The sequence below is a fragment of the Pontibacter sp. YIM B11418 genome, from assembly GCF_059278805.1.
Genome location: NZ_JCAEMH010000001.1, coordinates 56,290 through 83,044, shown reverse-complemented (window position 1 = coordinate 83,044; position 26,755 = coordinate 56,290). Strand labels below are relative to the sequence as shown.

The following is a 26,755-nucleotide window of genomic DNA, read 5'->3' as shown; positions in this document are numbered from 1 at the left end:
TACCTTTTGAATGTTTATTCCTTTCTATTAAATAAATTTTGCATAGTTTTGATTTGCCAATTGTTCGAAATTATATCTGGCTTTAATATAAACACATGTCTGATAAGCAATAGAGGCTTCTGCAGGCATTTCATTTACGAGAATGCGACATTTTGGTGTAGAACAGTTTTTTTAATAAAATATATTTAATTTATTTTTTATATAGTTCAATAAGTTCTTTTACATTTAAAAGCCATAAAGCTAAAGTGATATTTTATGCTTAGGGATTATCCCCAAGTGATGTGTTACTTTATACAGTTAAACCTATTTTGTCCGCTTATGAAGACCCTTGTATCAGTTGAAACACTAACCCAGCCTGTATGGAAATAAACTTTACTCAAAAAATTTCCCACCTTCTTGCGATTTTACTCTTAGGGATGTTACAGCTGGTAGCATCCCCTGACGTGTTTGCGCAGGGAACAGTCCCTATAGTTGATGTGGACTTGTCTGAACATCCAAATAAAGAAGTTACAACGCTGCCTGTCAAAAGAAGTGGTAGTAACTGTGCAGGCAATAACTGTATTGAGTTTATTGTAAAGTTACATAAAGACGCTGGCCAGATAGAAGTGAAAGTGGATGGCGGTTCTGGCTCCATGACTTATATTATTAATTGTGATAAAGGAAGTATAAAAAATGCGAATGATTTAGTTTGTATTGTTAACACGGGCACTCTTAAAATATCTTCCTGTAAGCCAGGTGGTAATGCGAATAGATATACATTCAGGTCGATTGGTGCCTTTGAACCACAGGGCGATATCTCTGTAGTAGGTGGTTGTTCCGCCCAACTTAGGGCACCAGCCACTTTTCTGGATGATGATAAAATTGTTTGGCAAGATATATCTGGACGTGGGTTCGAAAAGTTTTTGAGTGATGTAAATATTCTAAATCCCACAGTTACACCAGATGAAACAGCCCCGGAATATGTAGATTACAGAGTTAGTGGCTCAGTTATTCCAAGTGAGTGCGCTATTACTTCTTCTCACTACGATGAGATTAGAGTATACTTTTATCCCGAACCCGTCGTCACCGTTGGGCCCCAACCAGCCATTATCTGTCCGGGAGGAAGCAGTGTGCAACTTACAGGAAGCGTAACAAGTGGCGATCAGGCAGCTGGTTTTGACTACTTCTGGTATGGACCTGATGGAAGCGTTGTTGGCAATAATATTGCATACACGGCGAATGCCATTGGCACATACAAATTCGCAGCGGTTCCAAAAAACTCTAATAATATCAACTGTAAAGAGTTCTCGGCCACCGTAGAAGTCGTGACCAACCTTACTGCGAACGCCGGTGCAGATCAACTGGTTTGTTCTTCAGGCACGGTGCAGCTGGCCGGTACTGTGACAGCAGCCCTCGGAGGCCGTTGGAGCACAAGTGGTAGCGGTACTTTCTCTAACCGGGATGATCTGAAAGCAATTTACACGCCATCAGCTGCTGATATCGCTGCCGGGGCTGTCACGCTTACGCTGGAGTCAACAGGCAACGGCAACTGTTCGCCAGTGCGCAGTACAACGCGCATCACCTTCTATAACATGGAGGTGAAACTGACAGGCACCCCCGTGATCTGTAACGGCACGTTAGGCACCATCACGGCAAACGTAACGGGTGCGCAGGGCGCCTTGGGCTACCGCTGGAGCAACGGTGCGACAACAGCTACGATCAACGGTCTTTCGGCAGGGGCTTACTCGGTAATTGTAACGGATGAAAAAGGCTGTTCGATTACACAGTCGTTTACCGTAACGCAGGTAAACGGTCCGGCTGACTTCACGGCCACACCAACGAACACGACTTGCGGTAATGCCAATGGGCGGATCATTGTGAACAATGTGACAGGCGGAACGGCCGCCTATACCTACAGCAAGGACGGCGTGAACTTCCAGACTTCCAACACCTTTACCGGTCTAGCGGTTGGATCACACACCATCACTGTGAAAGACGCCAATGGCTGTACAGTCGCTAAGTCCTTCACGCTGACCAATGCACCAGGTCCAACGGCCGTAGCAGCCACCTCAAACCCTGCCAGCTGCCGCAACAACGACGGCTCGATCACAGCGGGTGCGGTAACGGGCGGTACAGGAACCAAAACCTACTCCATCAACGGCACCAATTTCCAGGCAGGTACTACCTTCACGGGTCTCGCTTCCGGCGACTATACTCTGACGGCAAAGGATGCCAATGGCTGTATTGTAACCACTTCGGTAACAGTGGCGCAGGCTTCCATCACCAACTTTACAGCTACACCTGCCTCCTCTACCTGCGGCAATCCGAACGGTACTGTAACGATCTCCGGTGTAGTAGGAGGTGTAGGCGCACTGGAGTACAGTAAAAATGGCCAAACCTACCAGGCATCTACAATACTCACCGGCTTTACTGCCGGTACACACACGGTTTGGGTGAGAGATTCGAAAGGCTGCGTACTGAGCAAATCAGTGACGGTGCAGAATATACCAGGCCCAACGAACTTCACCGCTACGCCAACTTCTTCAACTTGTGGCAACAGCAACGGGCAGATCGTGGTAAGCAACGTGGTTTCCAGCGGAAACAAAACCTTCACTTATTCTATTAACGGAGGAGTTTACCGGTCATCAGCCACCTTTACAGGCCTGGCTGCAGGTACTTATAATGTATCGGTACAGGATGCCAACGGCTGTACTTTCTCCAAGTCTGTTACGCTGACGAATGTGGCCGGTCCTACAGCAGTAGCGGCTACTTCCACTTCTGCCAGCTGCCGCAACAACGACGGTACCATTACAGCAGGAGCTGTAACAGGCGGCACAGGCGCGAAGGAGTACTCCATCAACGGCACTACGTTCCAGGCAGGCACTACTTTTACAGGTCTTGCTTCCGGTAACTATACCTTAACGGCCCGTGATACCAATGGCTGTACTGTAACTACTTCAGTACGAGTAGAGCAGGTGATGCCAACAGACTTCACGCTGACTCCGACTGCAGCCACTTGCGGCAATCCGAATGGTAGCGTGCTGGTGAGCAACATTGTGGGCGGTGTGTCTCCTTATAAGTATAGCAGAAACGGCACTACGTTCCAGGACGATGCGACCCTGACTGGCTTTGCAGCCGGAACCTACACCATCACGGTGCAGGATGCGCGTGGCTGTACTTTCTCCAAGCAAATCGCCATCACCAACGTACCAGGCCCATCTGATTTTGCTTTCACAGCAGCATCCTCTACTTGCGGCGGCACAAACGGTAGCATTACAGTAGGAACTATAACCGGCGGAACGGGCACCAAGACCTATGCCATCAACGGCGGTAGCTTCCAGAACTCCAATGTCTTCTCCGGTTTGCGTGCCGACAGGTATAGCATCACCGTAAAAGACGTTAACGGCTGTACGTTCACAAAAGAAGTAACAGTAGGCGATGTGGCAGGCCCTAGTAACTTTGCCGCCACTGTGGACAACACCACCTGTGGTGCTGCCAATGGTCAGATCACAGTAACGGGCGTGACCGGCGGAACGGGTACCTATACCTACAGCAAAGACGGTGTGAACTTTCAGGCTTCAGCTGTTTTCTCTGGCCTGGCTATAGGCAACCATACCATTACCGTAAAAGACGTCAACAACTGCCGTTTCTCCAGAACCTTCACGCTGACCAATGTGGCCGGTCCAACGGCGGTAACGGCTACTGCACAGGCTGCCAGCTGCCGCAACAACGACGGTACCATTACAGTAGGAACCGTGACAGGCGGTACCGGCACCATGACTTACTCCATCAACGGCACTACTTTCCAGGCTGGTAAGGTGTTTAGCGGACTTGCTGCAGGACCTTACACTGTAACAGCGAAGGATGCCAATGGTTGTACCGTGACCCGCTCGGTAACGGTGGGTACGAACGTGCCGACTACCTTCGCCTTCACGACTGACCCATCTACCTGCGGCAACAGCAACGGTACGATCACGGTGGGTACGGTAACAGGCGGTTCAGGTACCTATACCTATAGTAAAGACAACGTAACCTATCAGAACAGCCCGACACTAAGCGGCTTCTCCGCCACTACGCATACTGTTTGGGTGAAAGACTCAAAGGGTTGTGTGGTGTCGCGCCAGATAGCGGTTAGTAACGAAGCAGGTCCTACTGACCTGGTAACGTCTGCAACGGCATCGAGCTGCGGTAATCCGAATGGTGCACTTACGGTAACGGGTGTGACGGGTGGAAAAGATGGTTATACCTATAGTATAGACGGCACTAACTTCCAGGCATCCGCTACTTTCACTACACTAACTGCCAGAACCTACAATGTAACCGTGAAAGATGCCAATGGCTGTACGTACACCGAAGCAGTAGTGGTGACGGATGTAGCTGGCCCTTCTAATTTTACGGCTTCTGTAACCACAACCTCTTGCGGTCGCAACAACGGCAGTATCCGGGTAACAGCTGTTGCTGGCGGTACTTCAGGCTATACCTATAGCATAAATGGCGGAACGTTCCAGACGTCTAACAACTTCGGAACGCTGAGAGCGGGTACTTACAATATCGCTGTAAAGGATGCGAAGGGTTGTACTTTCGCGAAAGATGTGGTGGTGGAAGACGTAGCCGGACCAACAGATTTTGTGCTGACAGCCAATACAGCTACTTGCGGTGCCAGCAACGGCTCCATCGTAGTAGGTGCTGTAACGGGTGGCACATCCGGTTATACTTATAGCAAGGACGGCACTAACTTCCAGGCCTCAACTACTTTTGGAGCTTTGGCTGAAGGCACGTACACCATTACAGTAAAAGACAAAAACGGCTGTACTGTTGCGAAACAGATAGCTGTTACCAACATTGCCGGCCCAACTAATTTCTCGGCCACGTTAAAGGCGACCACTTGCGGTGCGGCAAACGGAGAAATCACAGTGACTGGCGTGACGGGCAACACCACGAGCTATACCTACAGCAAAGATGGTGTAAACTTCCAGACCTCAGCCACCTTCACAGGCTTGGCCCAAGGTGCTCATACTATCACGGTGAAGGACGCTAACGGCTGTATCATTGCCAAGTCGTTCACACTGACCAATGTGGCTGGTCCTACAGCGGTGGCGGCTACTTCGGCTGCGGCGAGCTGTGCCAATAACGACGGTACGATTACGGCGGGTGCGGTAACGGGCGGCAAGGCTCCTTATACCTACTCCATCAACGGTACTACTTTCCAGTCTGGAACGGCTTTCACCGGCCTCGCCTCAGGAAGCTATACCTTGACGGCGAAAGATGACAACGGCTGTATCGTGACCAGAGCCGTGACTATCAACAAGAACATCCCGACCAACTTCGCCACTACTACCACAGCCTCTACCTGCGGAAGCAACAACGGCTCGATCACAGTGGGTACGGTAACGGGCGGGTTTGCTCCTTATACCTACAGCAAAGACGGTACGACTTTCCAGACTTCATCCACGCTGACTGGCTTTGTAGCCGGAACGCACACCATTACGGTGAAGGACGCGAAAGGCTGTATCATCGCACGCCAGATTGCAGTGAGTGATTTGGCCGGTCCATCTAATCTGACTGCCTCTGCCACTTCATCGACTTGCGGTAACCCGAACGGACAACTGACGGTGACGAATGTGAGCGGCGGCGTAGAGCCTTATGCTTACAGCATCAATGGCGGCACTTTCCAGACTTCGGCTACATTCACTGGCCTGGCGGAGGGCACGTACAGCATCTCGGTGCGTGATGCCAACGGCTGTACCTTTGCCAAAGACGTGGCAGTAAGTAACATTGCCGGTCCGAACTTTACGGCTACAGCGCAGGCCTCTACCTGCGGCGCGAGCAACGGACGCATCAGCGTGAGCGAGGTAAATGGCGGTACGACCCCTTATACCTACAGCATCAACGGCGGTACTTTCCAGAGTGGCACAAGCTTTACAAATCTGGTGACTGGCACTTACACGATTGCAGTGAAAGACGCCAACGGCTGTACAGCTACCCGAGAGGTGGAAGTGACTGACATCGCCGGTCCATCCGATCTGACGCTTGCTTCGAAAGCCTCTACCTGCGGCAGCGCGAACGGTTCTGTTTCTGTGAACAATGTAGTAGGCGGCACGGCTCCTTATACCTATAGTATAGATGGCAACAACTTCCAGGCTACAGCTTCTTTCGGAACGGTGCTGGCGGGTACTTATACCATCACGGTAAAAGACGCCAACGGCTGTACGTTCAGCAAAGCGATTGTAGTAGATGATATCGCCGGACCAACTGACCTGACTGCTACTACCAAAGCGACTACCTGCGGCACCAGCAACGGGGAGATTACAGTAACTGGCGTAACAGGCGGTACTTCAGGCTATACCTACAGCAAGGACGGTGTGAACTTCCAAGCTGAAACAACCCTGACTGGCTTTGCAGCAGGCACGCACACCATAACTGTAAAAGACGCCAACGGCTGTACTTTCACCAAGTCAGTTACGGTAGCCAATATCGGCGGTCCAACGGCAGTGGCAGCTTCGGCTACGCCAGCCAGTTGTAATGACGACGACGGCTCGATCACAGCCGGTGCGGTAACAGGCGGAACAGCGCCTTATACCTTCTCGATCGACGGCACGACTTTCCAGACAGGCACAGCTTTCACAGGCTTGGCTTCCGGAAGCTATACCTTGTCGGCAAAAGATGCCAACGGCTGTATCGTGACACGCGCTGTTACAGTAGACGAGAATGTTCCAACCAACTTCGCTCACACGACAGTGCCATCCACCTGCGGTCGCAGTGACGGTAGCATAACAGTGGGCACGGTTATGGGTGGTACGGGTGCCTATACCTATAGCATCAACAACGGCAGCTTCCAGTCAGGCACTACCTTCACCGGACTGGCAGCAGGCGCTCACCGCATAACAGTGCGTGATACAAAAGGCTGTACCTTCACCAAGTCGGTTACGCTGGAAAATGTGGCAGGTCCGCAGTTCACAGCCTCGACCAAAGCCACTACCTGCGGTGCCAACAACGGCAGCATTTCGGTGGGAGCGGTAACTGGTGGCGTAGCCCCTTATACCTACAGCATCGACGGCACGACTTTCCAGAGCACGACTACTTTTGCCAATGTAAAGGCAGGGGAGTACGCAGTTTCAGTGAAAGATGCGAATGGCTGTATCGGTACGGTAACGGTAGCAGTGCAGGATATCGCCGGACCATCTGACTTCACACTGGCTGGTGCTTCGTCCACTTGCGGAAACAGCAACGCAACCCTCAGCATCAGCGATGTGGTAGGTGGCACGGCTCCTTATACCTATAGCAAGGATGGTACTAACTTCCAGACATCAGCCAACTTCGGTTCGCTGGCAGCAGGCGAGTATACCATCACCGTGAAAGATAAAAACGGTTGCTTGGTTGCCAAAACCATCGAAGTAACTGACATCCCGGGACCAAGCGAACTGACACTGGCCAGCACGGCTTCTACCTGCGGCAGCGCCAACGGTGTGGTAACCGTGAATGGCGTGACCGGTGGAACAGCCCCGTATACCTACTCGATCAACGGTACAACTTACCAGGCCGGAACCAGCTTTGAGTCGGTGTTGGCAGGAAAGTATACCGTGACGGTAAAAGATGCCAACGGCTGTACCCTGAGCAGAGAGATCACAGTGAATGATGTTGCTGGTCCATCTGACCTGGTAGCCACTGCCAAAGCTTCTACCTGCGGCGCGGCAAACGGCGAACTGACCATCACAGGCACAACGGGCGGAACGGCTCCTTACCAGTACAGCAAAGACGGAGTGAACTTCCAGACAGAACTGACGCTCACCGGATTTGGAGCGGGTTCGCACACCATCACAGTGAAAGACGCCAACGGCTGTGTCTTCGCGAAATCCTTTACAATCATAAACACTGGCGGACCTACTGCAGTGGCGGTCACATCGGGTGCAGCAAGTTGTGCTGACAACGATGGCTCCATCACGGCAGGTGCTGTGACAGACGGTGTAGCGCCGTATACCTACAGCATCAACGGTACCACTTTCCAGACAGGCACTTCTTTCACAGGCCTTGCCTCCGGAAGCTATACCCTGACGGTGAAAGATGCCAACGGCTGTACAATAACCAGAACAGTTAGTGTAACCAAGAACATCCCAACCAACTTCGCTGCTACAACCACTGCCACTACCTGCGGAAGCAACAACGGCACGATCACAGTGGGTGAAGTAACCGGTGGATTTGCTCCTTATACCTATAGCAAGGATGGCACGACCTTCCAGGCTTCGGCTACGCTGACTGGCTTTGTGGCCGGAACGCACACCATCACGGTGAAGGACGCGAAAGGCTGTACCTACGCTGCACAGGTGCAGGTGAGCGACATCGCGGGTCCGTCGGCACTGGCTATTGCGCCGAAAGCCAGCACTTGCGGTGATGCAAACGCTTCGTTCGCCATCAATGGCGTGACCGGCGGAACGGCTCCTTATACCTACAGCATCGACGGTGCCAACTTCCAGAGTGCAACTATTTTTGCCTCTCTGACTGCCGGAGCCTACCAGGTGACGGTGAAAGACGCCAATGGCTGTACCTATACCCAGTCAGTTACACTGGAGAACATCCCGGGTCCGTCTGACTTTGTAGCAACGTCCCAGTCTTCGAGCTGCGGTCGTGCGAACGGAACCGTAACAGTGGGTGACGTAACAGAAGGCACAGCACCTTATACCTACAGCAAAGACGGCGTGAACTTCCAGGAATCAGCTACCCTGACCGGTCTACTGGCAGGCGAGCACACGATCACGGTGAAAGATGCCAATGGCTGCGTGATTTCGAAAGAAGTGACGATAGAAGATGTGCCTGGTCCAAGCGACATGACGCTGGCCAGCACTGCTTCTACCTGCGGCAGCGCCAACGGCACGATCAGCGTGACCGGCGTAACTGGTGTGGCAGGTGGCTATACCTACAGCACCGACGGTACTAACTTCCAGCAAGGCACTACTTTCGAAGGTGTGCTGGCCGGAAAACATACGGTGACTGTGAAGGATGCCAACGGCTGTACTTTCAGCAAAGAGATCGTAGTTGACAACATCGCTGGTCCTGCTGACCTGACTGTTTCTACTAAAGCCTCTACCTGCGGTGCGGCAAACGGTGAACTGACGGTGACGAATGTTTCAGGTGGAACGGGAGCTTATTCTTACTCCATCGATGGTGTGAACTTCCAGGCGGCGGCTACCTTCACAGGTCTACTGGCCGGAAGCCATACCATCACGGTAAAAGATGCCAACGGATGTACGTTTGCCAAAGCCTTCACGGTAACGGATATCGCAGGTCCTTCTGCGGTAGCGGCGAGCGCGCAAGCGGCAACCTGTGCTGACAACGACGGCCGCATCACAGCGGGCACGGTAACAGGTGGCACGGCCCCTTATACCTATAGCCTGAAAGGTGGTGCCTTCCAGTCTGGCACAGCATTCACAGCACTGGCCTCGGGAGAGTATACCCTGACGGTGCGTGACGCCAACGGTTGCGAAACGACGACTACGGTGAAAGTTGAGAAAGACGGTCCGGGCAGCTTTGTGGCCTCTAACAGCAACTCAACTTGCGGCAGCGACAACGGCAGCATCCGAATCACGTCAGTAAACGGCGGTGTGGCTCCTTATACCTACAGCCTGAACGGCGGCGCTTTCCAGAGCGCAGCCAGCTTCTCAGGTCTGATGGCAGGAGAGTACACCATCACAGTAAAAGACGCCAACGACTGTACGCACACCGAGACAATTACGATCAGCGATGTGGCTGGCCCATCCGACCTGACCGCTTCAGCCCAGAACACCACCTGCGGCAACAGCAACGGACAGATCAGTGTCGGCAATATAACAGGCGGAACAGCTCCTTATACCTATAGCATCAACGGTACCAACTTCCAGACATCAGCCAGCTTCACAAGCTTAGCTGCTGGCGAGTACCAGGTGACGGTGAAGGATGCCAACGGCTGTACCTTCGCGAAAGCAGTGACGGTAACGAACGCCGACGGTCCGGAAGGATTTGCCACGACAACCAGAGCCTCTACCTGCGGTGCCAGCAATGGTAGCGTGACAGTAGGTACGGTGACTGGCGGCAGAGCCCCTTATACCTACAGTAAGGACGGTTCAACTTACCAGCCTACAGCTGAACTGACAGGTATGGCGGCAGGCAACCACACGGTTTACATCAAAGACGCCAACGGCTGTACCTTCAGCAAAGCGGTGGTGATCGAGAACATTGCCGGTCCGACTGAGTTTGCGCTGACGGCCTCTACGGCAACCTGCGGCGAAGCCAACGGCGGCATTGTAGCAAGCGGTGTAAAAGGCGGAACAGCTCCTTATACCTACAGCCTGAACGGCGGAGCTTTCCAGAGCGACGCGGCCTTTACTTCAGTAGCGGCAGGTGAGCATACCATCACAGTTAAAGACGCCAACGGCTGCACAATCGACAAGAAAGTAGTGGTAGACAACGTAGCGGGTCCTTCCGATCTGACTGCAAACACAACCGCTGCTTCCTGCGACGCGAATGACGGAGCCATTACAGTAGCGCAAGTTACAGGCGGTGTAGCTCCTTATACCTACTCCATCAACGGCGAGAATTTCCAGGCTTCAGCTGCTTTTGCATCGCTGGCTGCGGGTGAGTACGAAGTGACGGTGAAGGATGCTAATGGCTGCAGCGCAGTAACAACTGTGACAGTTGGCCAGAAAGGTCCGAAAGAAGCGACGCTTACAGCAAACAAAGCTGCCTGCGGCGAGACGAACGGTTCGATCACAGTAACGGCAGTAGATGGTGGCACAGCCCCTTATACCTACAGCCTGAACGGTGGCAGCTTCCAGACTTCGGCTACTTTCGCTAACCTGGCAGCAGGTGCTTATACCATCACGATCAAAGACGCCGAAGGCTGTGCCATTACGGTAGAGCAAGCGGTAACGTCTAGTGGCGGTGTAGAAAGCTTCACGGCGACAGGCACCGATGCCAGCTGCGGGGAACGCAACGGCCGCATCGCCATCAGCGAAATTGTGGGTGGAACAGCTCCTTATACCTACAGCATCGACGGAACCAACTTTGTGTCTGAGCCAAACTTTACTGGCTTGGCTGAAGGTGAGTACCAGGTGACGGTGAAAGACGCCAGCGGCTGTACGCAGATCCAGAAAGTGACCCTGCAGAACAGCCCGATGCTGACCGACGCGAAGTTCACGGTTTCTGCTGCTACTTGTGGTGACAAAGCCGGTGAGGTTGTTGTGACGGGAGTAACAGGTGGCACGGCTCCTTATACCTACTCACTCGATGGTACTAACTTCTCTGCTTCAGCCACACTGGCAAACGTAGCGGCCGGCAGCTATACCTTGATCGTTAAAGATGCCAAAGGCTGTACCTTCTCAGTTCCGGTAACAGTGGTTGGTCTCTCCAGCAAAGTAGCGCAGGTTAGTCACATCAACTGCTTCGGCGACAAGAATGGTACAATCCTGATAGAGGCGACCGGTGGCGACGCGAACACAGAGTACAGCATCGACAACGGCAAGACCTTCCAGAAAACACCGGAGTTCACGGGACTGGCCAAAGGTACTTACCAGGTGGTAACCCGCTTCTCTTCTACTTGCACCATTACGTTGGGTGCTGTAGACATCACAGAACCGGCTGCACTGCAAGTAGAGATGACTGTGAACGATGGTATGCCGGGTAAGCCTAACTCAGGCAGCGCCAAAGTAAGCGCGATCAGTGGAGGTACGGCGCCTTATGTCTACTCATTAAACGGAGCAGAGTTTGTAAACGAGTCTGAGTTCCTGAACCTGCGCGGCGGTAAGCACTACCTGAAGGTACGCGATGCCAATGGCTGTATCACAGAAGTCGAGTTTGATGTAACAAGCCTCGGCGAACTCGATATTCCGAACGGTTTCACACCAAACGGCGACGGTATCAACGACACGTGGGTGATCCGCAACCTGCCGGAAACTTACCCTAACTGCCGCGTAACGGTTTACAACCGCTGGGGTAGCCCGGTTTTCGAGTCGAAAGGATATGGCAACGAGTGGGATGGTACGAACAAGGGCAAACGACTGCCAGACGGTACCTACTACGCCATCATCGAGTTCGGTGACGATACGCCGGCTGTCAAGACATCAGTGACCATCATGCGTTAAGTTTCGCCATTTTAGAAAGAGACCGTTATGAAAAATAATATATTAATTCTCTGCTTCCTGCTGATCGCCTTCACCGCATCGGCCCAGCAGAAAGCCCTTTACTCACAGTACATGACCAATTACTTCATTCTCAACCCGGCAGTAGCCGGGTTTGAGAAGGATGTAAGCATCAAAATGGGCTATCGCAACCAGTGGGTTGGCTTTGAGGGAGCTCCAAAAACCTTTTATGTGAGTGGAGAGGGAGCTTTGTTCAACAAGCACCTGAAGCGAAGCCGCAAGGCACAGGGCTTCCATGGGGCAGGCGGTATGGTCTACACCGACCAGACAGGTCCAACCACGCGTACCGGTGCGCTGGCTTCTTACGCGTACCATGTGCCGCTGAACCGCAAGATATTCCTATCGTCTGGCTTTTCTGCCGGTTTCCAGCAGTTCCGTTTCGACCCGGCCAAGGTGCGCCTGGCAGACGGCTCCAATGAGCGTGACCCCGTGACCAACCATGGCCGTGTAGATGCTTTTATGCCAGATCTGACGCTCGGCACGTTCATGCACTCAGAGGATTTTTACTTCGGCGTTTCCCTGTTTCAGGTGCTTGGCAACAAGATACACGAAGTGGATGGGGGAGAAGAAGTAAGCCGCCTGTCGCGCCACTTGTTTGTGTCTGGTGGGTATAACTTCGATGTGCACGACAAGGTCCGCCTGATGCCTTCAGCTTTGCTCAAGTACGTGCAGGGTGCTCCGATTCAGGCCGACTTTAACGCGAAAGCCGCCTACCACATGAGCAAGCGCCGCCAGAAAACAGTGTACGACGATCAGGTATGGGCTGGTATCTCTTACCGCACCCAGGATGCCATTGTAGGCTTGGTAGGCGTGCAGTTTCAGGAGCAGTTCCAGCTGAGCTATACCTACGACATCACCGTGTCGCCTGTGCGCCACCATAGTGCAGGTTCTCATGAAATTGTGTTAGGCTACCGCTTCAAATAAGTCCCAAGTTCATCGTTCACAAAACAGAAAGGCCAGCGCATTTGTGCTGGCCCTTCTGTTTTAAGGAATAGTTTATGATGCATAGCTCTTTCCATTTTGAAGCAGATCATGTTGCAGGTATAGCAACATATGTTGTTTTATAGCTTCGCCTCTGCGGCAGGTATAGCAACTAGTTTTGTGGTATAGCTTCGCCTGTGCGGCGGGCACTCACTTTTTTCCTTGATGAAAAAAGTAAGCAAAAAAAATCAAGGCGCTCCAAACTCGCTGAACGCTCGAACAGTGGAGCGCCGAAAAGTGCACCTGGCACAAGTGATTTGTTTCATCGCTTCCGGGGCAAGTTACTCTTGCTATACCTGACAGTGGTCATCTGCTACAAACCTTATACCTTGGAATGGCAATTACAGATTCCCCGCCTTGGATAAGGAGGAGTTAGGGGTGGTTGGACCCGGTATAGAAGAGCTATACCTACGAAGCTTATACCTGTCTAGGGGCAACAGCGGGAATTCCCCTCTTGAGAGGGGCAGGGGTGTGTTAATCGTGCAAGAGCACTGACTTAGACTACGCAGCTATACATCAAAAATAGCAATGGCGAAAATGCTTTCCCTATTGAGGAGGGGGCTCAGTGCTACCTCAAGCATAACCAATGAAAAAAGCCGGTGCACATGCACCGACCCTTTTATTGGATAGTCTATACCTTATTAATGCGCAGCTTCCTCAGCACGAGCGGAACCTCCGCTGATGATCTGGCCGAAGAAGATGCTGTTGAGGAACAACTTGTTGGTGCCGAACCAGAAGGCGCGGAAATTTGGGTTGTCCGTCATGCCGATCACTTTACCACCGCCCAAAGCTGAAACCGAAATAGCGGCCGTATTGCCTAACTGCTTCAGGTTTGGTTTTGAGATGTAACCGCTCAGCAGCGGATTGGCAGTATACACCACAGGGTTAGCATAAGGGCTCTTGCTTGGCTCCATGAACAAACGGTTGTCGCGGAACACGGGCAGTTTGCTGTTGTAGTAGCCATAGCCCAGCGGATGGCTCAAATCGAGGTTTGTTTCAAAAATGGCACCGCCTATCACCTGCGCACCGGTCGTGTTGCTCATGCTGGCGTATGGAAGGCGGGCCGTATCAGCCAACTCACCTTGTTTGAAATTGAAGTTACCGATCTTGTTATACGCAAGCCAACGGGTGGCATTGCCCATACCTACCAGTGTGCCGCCCTGCTGCACCCAGGTGCGCAGTCTCGTTTTGCCGATCTCCGAAATGCTGCCATAAGAGCCATCCGCCATCACGATCACATTGTAACGACTCAGGTCAATGCGGTTCACAGACTCAGCATTCACCAGGCTGGTGTTGATATCGAAACGGTGGTCGAGCAGGTGCCAGGCTTCGCCGGCATCATTGCTGTTCACGCCATCACCAATCAGCATGGCCAACTTCGGTTGCTGCAAGGTATAGATGCCCGGACTTCCGAGGTTAATGCCCTCCGTAAATCCGGTGTTCATGGCGTGCACCGTGATGCCGTTGTCTTTCGCGATCTGCGCCATCAATTCGTGTATGCGCTCGGCACTAACTGGCTGGCCCATTACAGGTATAAGGATAGTGCCGTAGTCGAACTGCTTGCCTTCGGCGGTGAACTTATTGGTGGCCACTCTGGTCTGCAAACCATGATTAAAGAGCGTGTTGAGGGCTTTTGGAGCATAATAGCCGTGCCACTCAAAAGCATAGGCATAAGCACTGTTGCCGCCCACTACCTGTCCTGCCGGGAAGTCAATGGAAGCGAGCTTCTGGCCCAGCATGTTGCTTTTAAATTGTCGTGATGTCAGGTTGGCGTGCTCCAGGTTGAAAGCAAGCGGCAGCGTCCAGGCGGATACGTCGTAGAACAGGCTGTCCTGGAACGAGGTGCGGCGCTCAAACATACCTTCGATCAGCTTATACTGCGGCTGATTGGTAGGCACAATGTAGCTGTTCTCTGGGGTATAGGTCACGTTATTGATCGTGATTTTTTCCTTCGGGCGGTAGATGTCAATCTGGTGCTGGTGGATGATCTCAGCCAGGTGATAAGCGCGGGCCGGGTCTTTTTCGGCACTGAACACATAGCCGCCGAGCGGAGCTTTGGCGGACTCTTTCAGGGCATCGCGGTAAAAGTCACGCTGATGGCTGAGCAGTTCTTCGCGCATGTTCTGCACCGCCTCCAAAGTCGAGAGGGTAGTCGTGAACTGGTTGCGGATGGTGAAAGGGAAAGTCAGCACGCCGTTCACGCTCTCCTGCGCATGACCTCTGGAGCTTGCCTGCTCAAACAAGATGCCGATGGCACCATTCACATCCGGATAAGTAGAGCCTTTGCCGTAGTAAAAGTCATCGAAACTTTCCTCGGTATAGTAGAACGAACCGATCTTGTCGAGTGCCTTGGCATGGAAGCCGGCAATCTTCTTAGTCAGGTCGTAGTTTTTTGCAGGCGTGAGCGGGTGGTTGCGGCTCGGTATACCTGGCTGGAAAAAGAAAGTAGAGTTGGTGCCCATTTCGTGGTGGTCGGTCAGCACGTTAGGCTTCCACTCATGGAATTTCACCAGTCTGCCTCTAGACTCTGGGTGTTGCAGCGGCAACCAGTCGCGGTTCAGGTCAAACCAGTAGTGGTTGGTGCGGCCACGTGGCCAGGCTTCGGCAAACTCCTCGCTGTTAGGGTCAGTCACCAGGTTTTTACCACGGTGCGTGTTCACCCAGCTGGCAAAACGGTTCAGTCCGTCCGGGTTGATGGAAGGGTCGATTAGAATAACGGTTTCGCTGAGCAGCTTGTCGATTTCAGGTCCTTGCGCGGCGGCCAGATGGTAAACAGCCAGCAAAGAAGCATTGCTGCCACTCGGTTCATTACCGTGCACGCTGTAACCCATCCACACCACGCCCGGCATATTCTTGATGTCAAGCTTGCCGGATGCATTTGGGTCAGTCAGCTGACGGTGCTGCTCCTTGATGCGCTGGATGTTTTTGTGGTTTTCGGGGGAGGTAATGGTGAGCAGGTATAGCGGACGGTTTTCGTGGGTGCGTGCATACTCCTCGATGGTGATACGGTCAGAAAGCTCCGCCATTTGCCGCATGTACATCGCCAGTTGGTCGTGACTCACATGCCACTCGCCTACGTTGTAGCCCAGGATGTCTTTGGGGGTAGGAAACTCTTTGTTGTAAGTCACATCCTGCGGGAGGTAGTAGGAGAGATCTGTCTGCGCCATTGTCCACTGGCTAAGAAAGACCAGTGCCGCCGTGGCGAGCGCGTAGATTTTTTTCATGGGTACGGTTGTTTTAAGGGTGATCGTGATAGTAGGTTAGCTATGCAATTTCCCCTTTTGCCTCGCCTTTTCCAAAAATAAAAGCCCTCCTGATGGGGAAAAGGCTTGAACAGTCGAACATTCTCAGTTGATGCCGATTAACCGTTTATAGATCGCCTGCGCTTATCCGAATTAGGTGCCTTATGACGACGTGCGCCACTGCTCACAAAATAGAGTGCAAAGCCTGAAAGTATGGTCACGATGCCGGCAATGGAAAATACCCGCAGGAGCAGATTGCCGAAGTTGTCGCGGCCCTGGTAATCCATGGTGTGCAGCATCCAGAGGAAGTCGAACACGCGCCACTTGTTGTTCCGGAATTTGGTTACCACGCCTTGCTCAGCTGCCACATACACGGTGGTTTGAGTAGGGTGCTCCATGGTGATAGCCCAGGCTGGCAGGGCACTGCCACGGTACTCATGGTGGCCGTTCATATTCTCCTGCGTGATGTACTCTACTTTGGCCACCGCAACTGAATCCACGAAGCTCTGTCGGGCAAGTTCTGTGGCTTCCTGTTCGTTCAGGGCAGGGCGCAGTTCTCCGGTTGCAGCTACAGCGAGTTGGGTACGGGCCACCTGACCATGATCGTTTACAGCTCCATGTGCAGCGTGATCATCAGGCGCATGATAAATGATCTGGTAATGCGGCGCGCCCAGGATGTCGATAAGTTTGAGCGAGGTTATCATAGCGGTGCCAGGCAGTTGAGCCATCACCTCAGCAGGCGTGACTAGTTCCAGATCACGCTGAAGAACCATACCACCAGGCCTTCGCTGATGGTCGCCGTGGATCTCGTCTATGTCGCTGAAGCTGAAATAGATACCGCCGATTGTCCACATAACAAATTGTATACCTGTGACAAGTCCCAAATAGCGATGCGTTTTGCGGATGCGGAGATGGGTCGTTCTCTTCATAAAGTATGTTGTACGGGTTATCAATATACAGCATGGAAACACTCCTTACAAATGCAACTTATGCCCGGGGCGTAGCAGACCTTTGATTTAGCATGAGTTTTAAGTAGCGTACTTATCCTGAAGTTCTTAGGAGTAATACCAAGGAAAACAGTGCAATTTAAACTTAAGATATCCTATATATAAGTATTCATATTTAGGGTTTTTTGGCTTACAGAGCCTGCTTCGTGAATTCCTTTAAGTGTTAAGTGTTTAACATGGGGTAAACAACAGTGCAATTTATTAGATTATTATTTTAATAAATTAAACTTTTTTTATTAAAATTTATTATTTTTATACCTAAAGTATGAAACTTTTATATTTAATAAAGGTATCATGAGTTCAGTACGCTACCCTAAATAGTAAAGCCTGTGAGTAATTTAGCCGAAAGTTTGCCAGGACCACACCTGTTCAAAGCAGTTGGTCTATGCGAGTCAGCGTTACCTGGCTCATCAGTACCCTTCATTCCCCCACCTCAGTGACAAAGCCCGGCTAACTGCGCCTGCTGGGCCAGCAACAGCCTAATTTTTTACCAGGTAACTCTCTAAAAGAAACCTGCTCCTCCTTCCGAAGCTCCAATTGAGCCTTCGCATGACCCCTATTGCCCTTTGTAACCGAAAACAGGCACCGAAACCCTAATAGTGTGCTCTTCGCTCACCTTAACCTTTGAGTATATGAGAAAGAATTTTACACGATTGATCAGTAGTGTTACCCAATCTAAGAAGTTTGTAATCGCCCTCACCAGCCTGATGATTCTGGCTGGTTCTGTGTATTTGATGGCGGCTATACAGCCTATTACAGCTGTTAACTTAAGTGCTACAGTAGATCAAGCAGCTGATGCAATTTCTCCATCCTTTGTTCCAATAGGAAATGTAGTCATCAGAGAACAAGATGGAAAAGATTTTACAGGGGCAGGAGGAAGCGGCGCAAGCTATAACTTAATAATCAAAGCAACGGGCAATTGGCAGTTTAACCCAAATAGTCAAACGAGTGTTGCACTTGTAGCAAACTCAGGGGGAAATATTCCTACGTCAACTTTTCGTCCTGTTCTCTCAGCCGATAGAAAAACATTAACCTTTTTGTTAAGTGGGATTTCTGCTGGCAGTAGTCCAGATGTTGTTACAATAAGTGGGATAGAAGTACAGCCTATTTCAGGTATTGTTGCTCTGCCTTCAGCGGGAAGTGTTTATATTGAAGGTAATTCAAACATAGTTGGGTTAGGTTCAAATACTACGGTTGCTAATCTTACCTTGACACATGGTGTTGCCAGATCAATATCCTTTACTCAACAACCATCAATAATAGCTGTAGGTGCTAAAATGGCTCCTTCTCCAAGCCTATCCGTGCGTGACCAGTTCAACAATATTGTAACCGATGCTACTGGTAGCATTGCTTTAAGCTTATCTGGTGCACCCTCTTCTGCGCTTATTACATCTGGAGGGATAGCTTCTCTCTCAAATGGAGTAGCAACATTTAATAACCTTATAATAGATGAAGGCGGCAACTTTCAGTTGCAGGCGAGTTATGGAAATCTGCAGGTATTAAGCAATAACTTCGTCGTAAATAACAATACTCCTACTGTAATTGCTGCGTCCCCTTGTTTAACAGCAGGAAGAAGTGGTAACACCATAACAGTAACAGGTACAAACTTTGTAAGAAGCTCAGTGGTGAGAATCAATGGGACAAATAGAACTACTTCCTTTGTAGGCACCACCTCATTAACCGCTACACTGACAGAAGCAGACTTAGGCACGGCTCGTACCCTGTCATTATCCGTGTTTAACCCGACGCCATCTGGAGGCATATCCAATACATTTAACTTAGTAGTGCATCCTGTATACAATGTAGGTGCAATAGCAGGAGACAACACTGTTTGTGAAAATACTCAAGGAGTTACCTATACAGTAGCAGAGATAGGAGCGGCAAAGTATAACTGGACTGTAAGCCCTGGGGCTACAGTCGTTTCGGGGGGAACAAGCAATTCCATTACTGTAAATTTCAGTAATACAGCTTCTAATGTTGCTATATCGGTACAGGCGGAGAATGCATGTGGTCAGCTAGGAAGCACTCAAACTCTAAACGTTGCAGTATCGGCATTCCCTACAAACATTGGCGCTGGTACTGATAGAACAGTTTGTTCTGGTTCAGAGACTACTTTAGGCGCTGGAACTGCTGCGCTTTCAGGCTATGTGTACTCTTGGTCTGCTGTAAATGGAGCACCTATTAATGCCCTGTCAGCTACAGATGTAGCTAATCCAATACTGAATTTACCTGAAAATACAGGTTCTCAAATCCAGAGTTACACTTACAGACTAAGAGTGAGTAACGGTAGTAATACTGATTGCTATGGGGAGGCAGATGTAACGGTGGGTGTTTATCCCAAGATGGTGATCAGTGTTAGTCCAGTAGCAGACGTATGCCCAGGTGATGAAATTCGTTTGGAGTCAAACGGTACGGCATATGACACCTATGCCTGGACAGGACCTAGTAATTTCACTTCTACACAGCGTTTCCCTGTTATAACTAATGCTACGGAGGAAAATGAAGGTGTATACACTGTTGTTGTTACCAATCCTAACGGATGCGTTGGTACCGCTAACACCAGGGTGATAGTTAAGCCAAAGCCGGTTGTTAACCTATCTGCAAGTAAAACTGCAATCTGTGAAGGAGAGTCCATTGAGTTGACCGCTTCCGGCGCTACTACTTATGCTTGGTCAGGTACAGGAGTACCGTCAGGAAATACCAGCAGTAAGATTACCGTTACTCCAAGCAGAACTACAACTTATATTGTGGTCGGCACAACCAATGGCTGCGAGTCTATCGAGCAGACTATTACAATCAACGTAACACCTGCACTTGAGCCAGGTACAATTACAGGCACGACAGCATACTGTCATAACGTAACAGCAACAAAATTGACTGCCACGGCTACGGGAGGCGGCACTGCCACAAAATCCTATACTTGGGAGCGAAGTGCTACTGGATCAAGCCCTTGGACCGTAGTTGGAGAAGAGGAGGACTATACCCCCCCTACGACTACAGTAGGTACGACCTACTACAGAAGAACAGTGAAAGCGGGTGAGTGTACTAGAACAACTGAACAACCTATAGCCGTTACAGTAAGCGCAATACCCGGAATACCAACTGTAACAGGTGGAGAAGTTTGTGACAGTGGACCTGTTACACTTAAGGCAGATTTTGGGAGTAATGGAACAATTGTAAAGTGGTACTCAGGCGCTACAGGTGGCCAATCGTTAGGAGAAGGTAATACTTACACTACGCCTAGCCTGACAACAACCACTACTTATTATGCAACTAGTTACAATAGTTCAACTGGTTGTGAAAGTGCACGTGTTGCTATTAAAGCTACTGTTAATGAGCTTCCTACTGTAAGTATCACTACAGATTTGGCCACAGAATATTGTACATCTCAGGCGGCAATCACTTTAGCTGGCTCACCATCAGGTCAGGGCGGTTCATTCCGCATTTTGAAGAACGGAACAGAAGTAGCCACAGGTGCTAGCTTTAATCCAAGAACTTTAGGAGCCGGAACTTATATTATAGAATATAGCTTTACAGACGGCAATACTTGTACCAATACAACTACTAAAACTGTTACGGTAAAGCAGCAGCCAACCGTAACTGTAACTGCGGACCAAGAGATATGCCTGGGAGGTTCTGTATCCTTAACAGCGAGCGGAGCCTCTATTTATCGCTGGGATCCAGCTACAGGCCTTAGTGCCACCACAGGAGCTACTGTCACTGCCAGACCTACCCAAACCACTACCTACACTGTGTATGGCACGACGAATGGTTGTGAGTCTGTAGCTAAAACTGTAACTGTAACAGTTAATTCATTACCTGATGTTACCATAACACCTACAGGACCTACAACATTTTGTGATGATAGCTATGTAGAGCTTGTAGCTGTCTATGTACCTGATTATACATATCGATGGTTCAGAACAGGTAGCAGTACTTCAGTAGGATCTGGGAGCAAATACAGAGCAGAAGAGACGGGTAGTTATTATGTTACAGTAACTACGGACAAAGGATGTTCGCTTACTTCTAGTACGGTTGCCGTGAAAGTAGCAGATGTACCTACAAAAGCTACTATTTCTACTATTGGTTCTACAACTTTTTGTCAGGGTCAGGGAGGTTCAGTGAGATTTGAAGCAAACAAGGCTCCAACTGGACAGACCTACATCTATGAGTGGCAAAAGAGTACAGATGGAAACAATTTTACATCTATCAGCAACGAAGAGAGTTACTTTTATGTCGCCAATACTCCAGGGTTTTACAGGGTTCTGGTTAGTAATACGAGAGAGGCTGATGAGACTACTCAGTTATGTGTAAGGACATCAGAGGCACAAGAAGTAACCGTACTGCCTCAGCCAACTGCTAACATAACTACACAAGGTACTACAATCTGTCAGAACACGGAGGGACCAACCACCTTTACTGTTACCGGAACTTACTCCGGTGGCACAGGTACCTGGGCTGTAACCAATGGCTTTAGCTTTACAGAAACATCTAACAGCGTTGACGCTGCTGGCCTTACGACATCAACTATAACTGTAACAGCTCCGTCTACTATAAGCAGAATAACTAACTCAGTAGTTAGCCTGACTACAACAAACCCTGCATCAAATTGTGCTACTCAATCAAAAAGTATAACTGTTACGGTGCAGCCAGCCATAGCAGGTAATACGATAACAGGGACAACAGAATACTGCCAAGGAGCTTTTGCCTCTGCTCTGAGAACAAGCACTACACTAGCTGGTGGCAATGGCACTTCCTACTCTTACCAGTGGCAGCAGAGTGCTAGCTTGAATGGGCCATGGACCACTGCAGATGGCTTTTCTACAAGTGCTACCTATACCCCTTCAACTGCCAATGGTGGTACTACTTACTACAGACGTTTGGTTAGCTCTGGCCAATGCACAAATGATGAAAGCAATGTTATAGCGGTAACAGTTACACCGACTATTGTAAACAACATCAGCACTGCTACAACTACTTACTGCCAAAGTGCAGTAGCAGATGATATTGGAGGTGCTGTCACGGGAGGTAATGGTTCAGATTCTTATACCTATACCTGGCAAAGTAGTGCATCAGCCAACGGGACATGGACTACAATTTCAGGTGAAGCAGCTGCAGACTACAAACCTGTAACAACTGTAGCCGGAACTACTTACTACAAGCGTATTGTAACATCAGGAAACTGTGCGAATAAAGAGAGTAACGTAATTGCGATCACGGTTAACCCATCCATTGTAAATAACATCTCGGGTACTTCAAACTACTGCCAGAATGCTACTGCCTCTGCAATTGGTGGAGCTGTTAGCGGTGGCAACGGAACCTATAGCTACTCTTGGAGAGTGAAATCAGGTGCAAATGGCAGTTGGGGGCCAATTGATGGAAATGAAGCAAGTTTAACTCCTTCGACGGCACAGGCTGGAGAGTTCTATTACAAGCGTATTATCTCTTCTGGAGCTTGTAAAGATCACGAGAGCAATGAGTTTAAGGTGACAGTTACTCCAACAATTACTCAAAATACCATTGCGGGCAAGCTGGATTATTGTAAAGGCGACCCAGGTCAGGCTCTGAGTGGTGCTGTGACTGGAGGCGATGGCTCAGCAAGTTATACCTACACATGGCAGATAAGCTTAACTGGTGCGGAAAACAGCTGGACAAACATCAATAACTCTAACTCGGCAACATATACACCACAGACTTCTACAGCAAATACCACCTACTACAGACGTGGAGTAACTTCAGGCAATTGTACAACTTACAGCACAGCTGTGAAGGTAACAGTTACTGAAACAATTAGTAACAATACCATCACCACCACTGCGCCAGTTACAGGCATTTGCACGGGCACCTCCCCGGGCACGCTGAATGGTACTGCACCCACAGGGGGCAACGGTACCTACACGTTCGTGTGGCAGAGAAGCACTACGTCAGCTATGGCCGGCTTCAGCGACATTGCAAGCACGAACGTAGAGGATTATAACCCTGGAAATCTAACGGCAACTACTTGGTTTAGAAGGGAGGTGAGGTCCGAAAACTGCGAAAGCGTATCACCTGCTGTACAAGTTGTAGTGAACCCTGTCATTGCTAACAATACTGTAACTACTGCAGATCTGACGGTTTGCACGGGCACCTCCCCGGGCACGCTGAATGGTACTGCACCCACAGGGGGCAACGGCACCTACACGTTCGTGTGGCAGAGAAGCACTACGTCAGCTATGGCCGGCTTCAGCGACATTGCAAGCACGAACGTAGAGGATTATAACCCTGGAAATCTAACGGCAACCACTTGGTACAGGAGAATAGTGACATCAGGCGGTTGCGAAAGCATAACACCAACAGCAATTAAGGTAACTGTAACTCCGCAAATTACAGGCAACTCAATCGCTGGTACTCAGACAGTTTGTTCTGGTGCGGCAATTGCTCCTCTTGGGCAGGAATCGGGTACAACGCTTTCTGGAGGATTCAACAATAACTTCCAGTGGCAGCAGCGGGTTGGCACAACCGGAAGTTGGACTGTAATTGCAAACGCTACAAATGCCTCTTATACTCCTTCTGTGCAGTTTGTGACTTCAACTACTACAACGTACTATAGAAGAGTGGTGAGCGGCGGTGGATGTTCTAGCATTAGTGGAGAGGTTAATGTGAGGATTAACCCTCTGCCAGCAAAACCGGCTATCACAAACCTGGCATCTACTTATTACACAGGTGATGCACCGGTTACTATGCAGGTATCACCTTCCTCAGGAACCGATAAAACATTTACAGTCAAGAATTCTTCTGGACAGACAGTTTCTACTAGTTCGACCTTCTCTCCTTGCTCTCTGGGGGCAGGTACGTATACTGTTACTTATACCTATACTGCCGGTGGCTGTAGCAATACTTCTGATCCTGTAACTGTACGAGTGATTCAGTCTATTTACAAAGCAGTTGTTACCTCATCTATGAAGCCTTTCTGTAGAGGTGATAATGTAACACACACTGTTCGGGTTTGGAGGGATGCAGAAGTGATTTACCCTTATCTGACCAATGCAGCTGGTGACCCGGTTCGTGCAGACGGTTCTCTTGTAGGGCCTCAGGAACAGCCTGTCGCTAACCCTAACTTCGAGTTTCCTGCCAATACACCGGATATAATAAAGCAGTATGCCTGGAGATATTTCGATCCAATCGTTAGAGGGGGCACTGAAGTTACAAGTGGCGTTACTTACCAATGGACAAAAAACCAACAACCTGAGATTGGTAATAATGGAAAAACTCTCTCAAATGCAGGTCTGTCCTCCCTGGATTATTATGCAGTGTATGTTACTGTTGGAGGCGGCTCATGCGGACCAAACTTTGACAGACATTTATCCAGTAGAGCCTACACCGCTGAGCAGGCCAATTATAACATTACGCTTGGTGCATCACCAAATCCTGTTTGCCAAGGTCAACCAGTAACATTTACTGCGACGCTACAAGGGAACTTTCCTTGGATTTCATCAAACCTGCAGCTTAACTGGATGGTTAACGGTGTAACTATGAACACTACAGCCTATACTGGTAATAACACGGAACTACAGTGGACTACAACAAACCTGAAGAATGGAGATGTGGTGTCAATCGACTTCAACACAGACATTGAAGAGTTTGACAGAACAAGCAAGTGTCGGGATCGTTCAAATTCGAACACGATTACTATGACAGTGAATGATATCGTTGCAGCCACAGCCACTCCTAAAACACCGAGCATTTGTTTGAATGGTTCAGAAACTTTCTCTGTCAATGTAACTTCGACAGGTGTGAATGCAGTGTCTTATGCTTGGACAGTAGGTACAGCTCCTAATGCTCGAACATATAATACTACAACCTCAAGCCTGACGATAGGCACTGATGTTACAGCCACCCCAGGTACATATCCTGTAAGTGTAGTGGTCTCTAACATCTGTGAATCTATACCACTTAATCTAGGGTCACTTACAGTAAAACCAGCTATAACACCGTTCGCGGTGGCGGGTGGTGGCAGTTACTGTACTGGTTCTCCGGTGAGTTATCCTATTAGGCTTGCCGACTCTGAAATAGGTGTAACTTATACCTTGTTGCGCGGCACGACTGTGATTCAGACGCTGGTAGGTACAGGAGACGAGTTGACTTTCGCTGCTACGAGCACACTGGGTAACTATACTGTACAGGCATCATACTCTGAAACGGCTGCCTGTACTGCAACTATGGGTACTGTAGCCATCACTGAAACACCGCTACCATTGGCTAACAGAAACTTGAACAACCCGTCCTACTGCTCGTTGACTGATGCCACAGGAGCTGACGTCATCCTGCAAAATCCGGAAAGCGGAGTAACCTATGAGTTGTACAAAGGCAGTCAATTAATCGATGCCTTCGGTGGAACCGGTAGCACCCGAAGTATAGCTAACGTTCCTGCAGGAGAATACACAGTAAGAGGAGTGAATAACACTACCAGCTGCGTAAATCCTTTAGTAGGAACAGTTAAAGTGACCGATACTAGGGCAATAACAGATGTTATAGGAGAAATGACTTATAAGTGGGTTGGGACAGACAAATGGGAGCTGACAGCTATACCTGAGAAAACTACGCCTAGTACAGTAATTCCATCAGACGCTACTTACAACTGGTATGTAAAGGAACCAGATGATGCGGATTTTGAATTGTATGCTAGTGGGAAATCTAAGACTATTACTGTCACAGGCCTTCCACAAGGTACCGAAATTGTTGCCAGAGTATCATTGACAGACGACGGTATGTGTCAATTAGCACAATTTGTACCTGGCGAAATCATCCCACTTCCAGTAGAACTCCTCTACTTCAACGCTAACAAACGCGGCAACAACGTCGTGTTAGACTGGGCGACGGCTTCAGAACTGGACAACAAAGGCTTCGAGGTGCAGGTGTCGAGTGATGCGAAGAACTTCAGAGCGCTGGGCTTCGTGGAGTCGAAGGTGAACACGACAAGCTTGAAGCAACTTTATACCTTCGTGGACAAAGAAAATGGCAAGCAGGGCGTTCGTTACTACCGACTGAAGCAGGTGGATTTGGATGGTAAGTTTGAGATCTTCAACATCAAGGCTGTGCACTTCGATGAAGTGTCGGTGAATAAGGTGAAGGCTTATCCGAACCCATTCCATTCAGAAGTGGAGTTGAGCATTGATGCGGAGTTGGACGGAGAACTTCAGATTACGGTAACCACGGCCACTGGCCAGCAATTGCTGCAGCGAAGCGTGCAGGTGGCAAAGGGTACCAACATCGAGAAGCTCACGCTTGATCCGAACCTGCCGCGCGGGGTGTACATCATCTCCACCCGTATGGGCGATTTCAACAGTCATTTCAAATTACTCAAACAATAGACTATTAGGGTTTAATAAGAAAACCCCGG

General features: G+C 49.9%; 5 protein-coding genes. 3 read left to right on the top strand and 2 right to left on the bottom strand.

All coding sequences use genetic code 11. The annotated features are described in order from the left end of the window. The first annotated feature begins 1,109 nt into the window (after window positions 1-1,109). A complete protein-coding gene (locus AC4QZR_RS00265; RefSeq protein ID WP_494479139.1) occupies window positions 1,110-12,089 on the top strand; it encodes a T9SS type B sorting domain-containing protein in 10,980 nt (3,659 codons plus the stop codon). 27 nt (window positions 12,090-12,116) lie between these two features. Next, window positions 12,117-13,070: a PorP/SprF family type IX secretion system membrane protein gene (locus AC4QZR_RS00260; protein WP_494479138.1), complete on the top strand. Its 954-nt coding sequence runs from the start codon at window positions 12,117-12,119 to the stop codon at window positions 13,068-13,070. A 698-nt stretch (window positions 13,071-13,768) separates the two neighbouring features. Here the strand turns inward: AC4QZR_RS00260 and AC4QZR_RS00255 are convergent. Both AC4QZR_RS00255 and AC4QZR_RS00250 read right to left on the bottom strand, forming a co-directional pair. Next, a complete protein-coding gene (locus AC4QZR_RS00255; protein ID WP_494479137.1) occupies window positions 13,769-16,351 on the bottom strand; it encodes a M14 family metallopeptidase in 2,583 nt (860 codons plus the stop codon). Window positions 16,352-16,488: 137 nt separating this feature from the next. Beyond that, window positions 16,489-17,298, bottom strand: coding sequence for a PepSY domain-containing protein (locus AC4QZR_RS00250; protein WP_494479136.1), 810 nt, complete (start codon window positions 17,296-17,298; stop codon window positions 16,489-16,491). A 710-nt stretch (window positions 17,299-18,008) separates the two neighbouring features. On the opposite strand from AC4QZR_RS00250, the gene AC4QZR_RS00245 reads away from it, so the two are divergent. After that, complete coding sequence (locus AC4QZR_RS00245) at window positions 18,009-26,726, top strand: DUF8696 domain-containing protein (protein WP_494479135.1); 8,718 nt, start codon at window positions 18,009-18,011, stop codon at window positions 26,724-26,726. Window positions 26,727-26,755 lie beyond the last annotated feature (29 nt).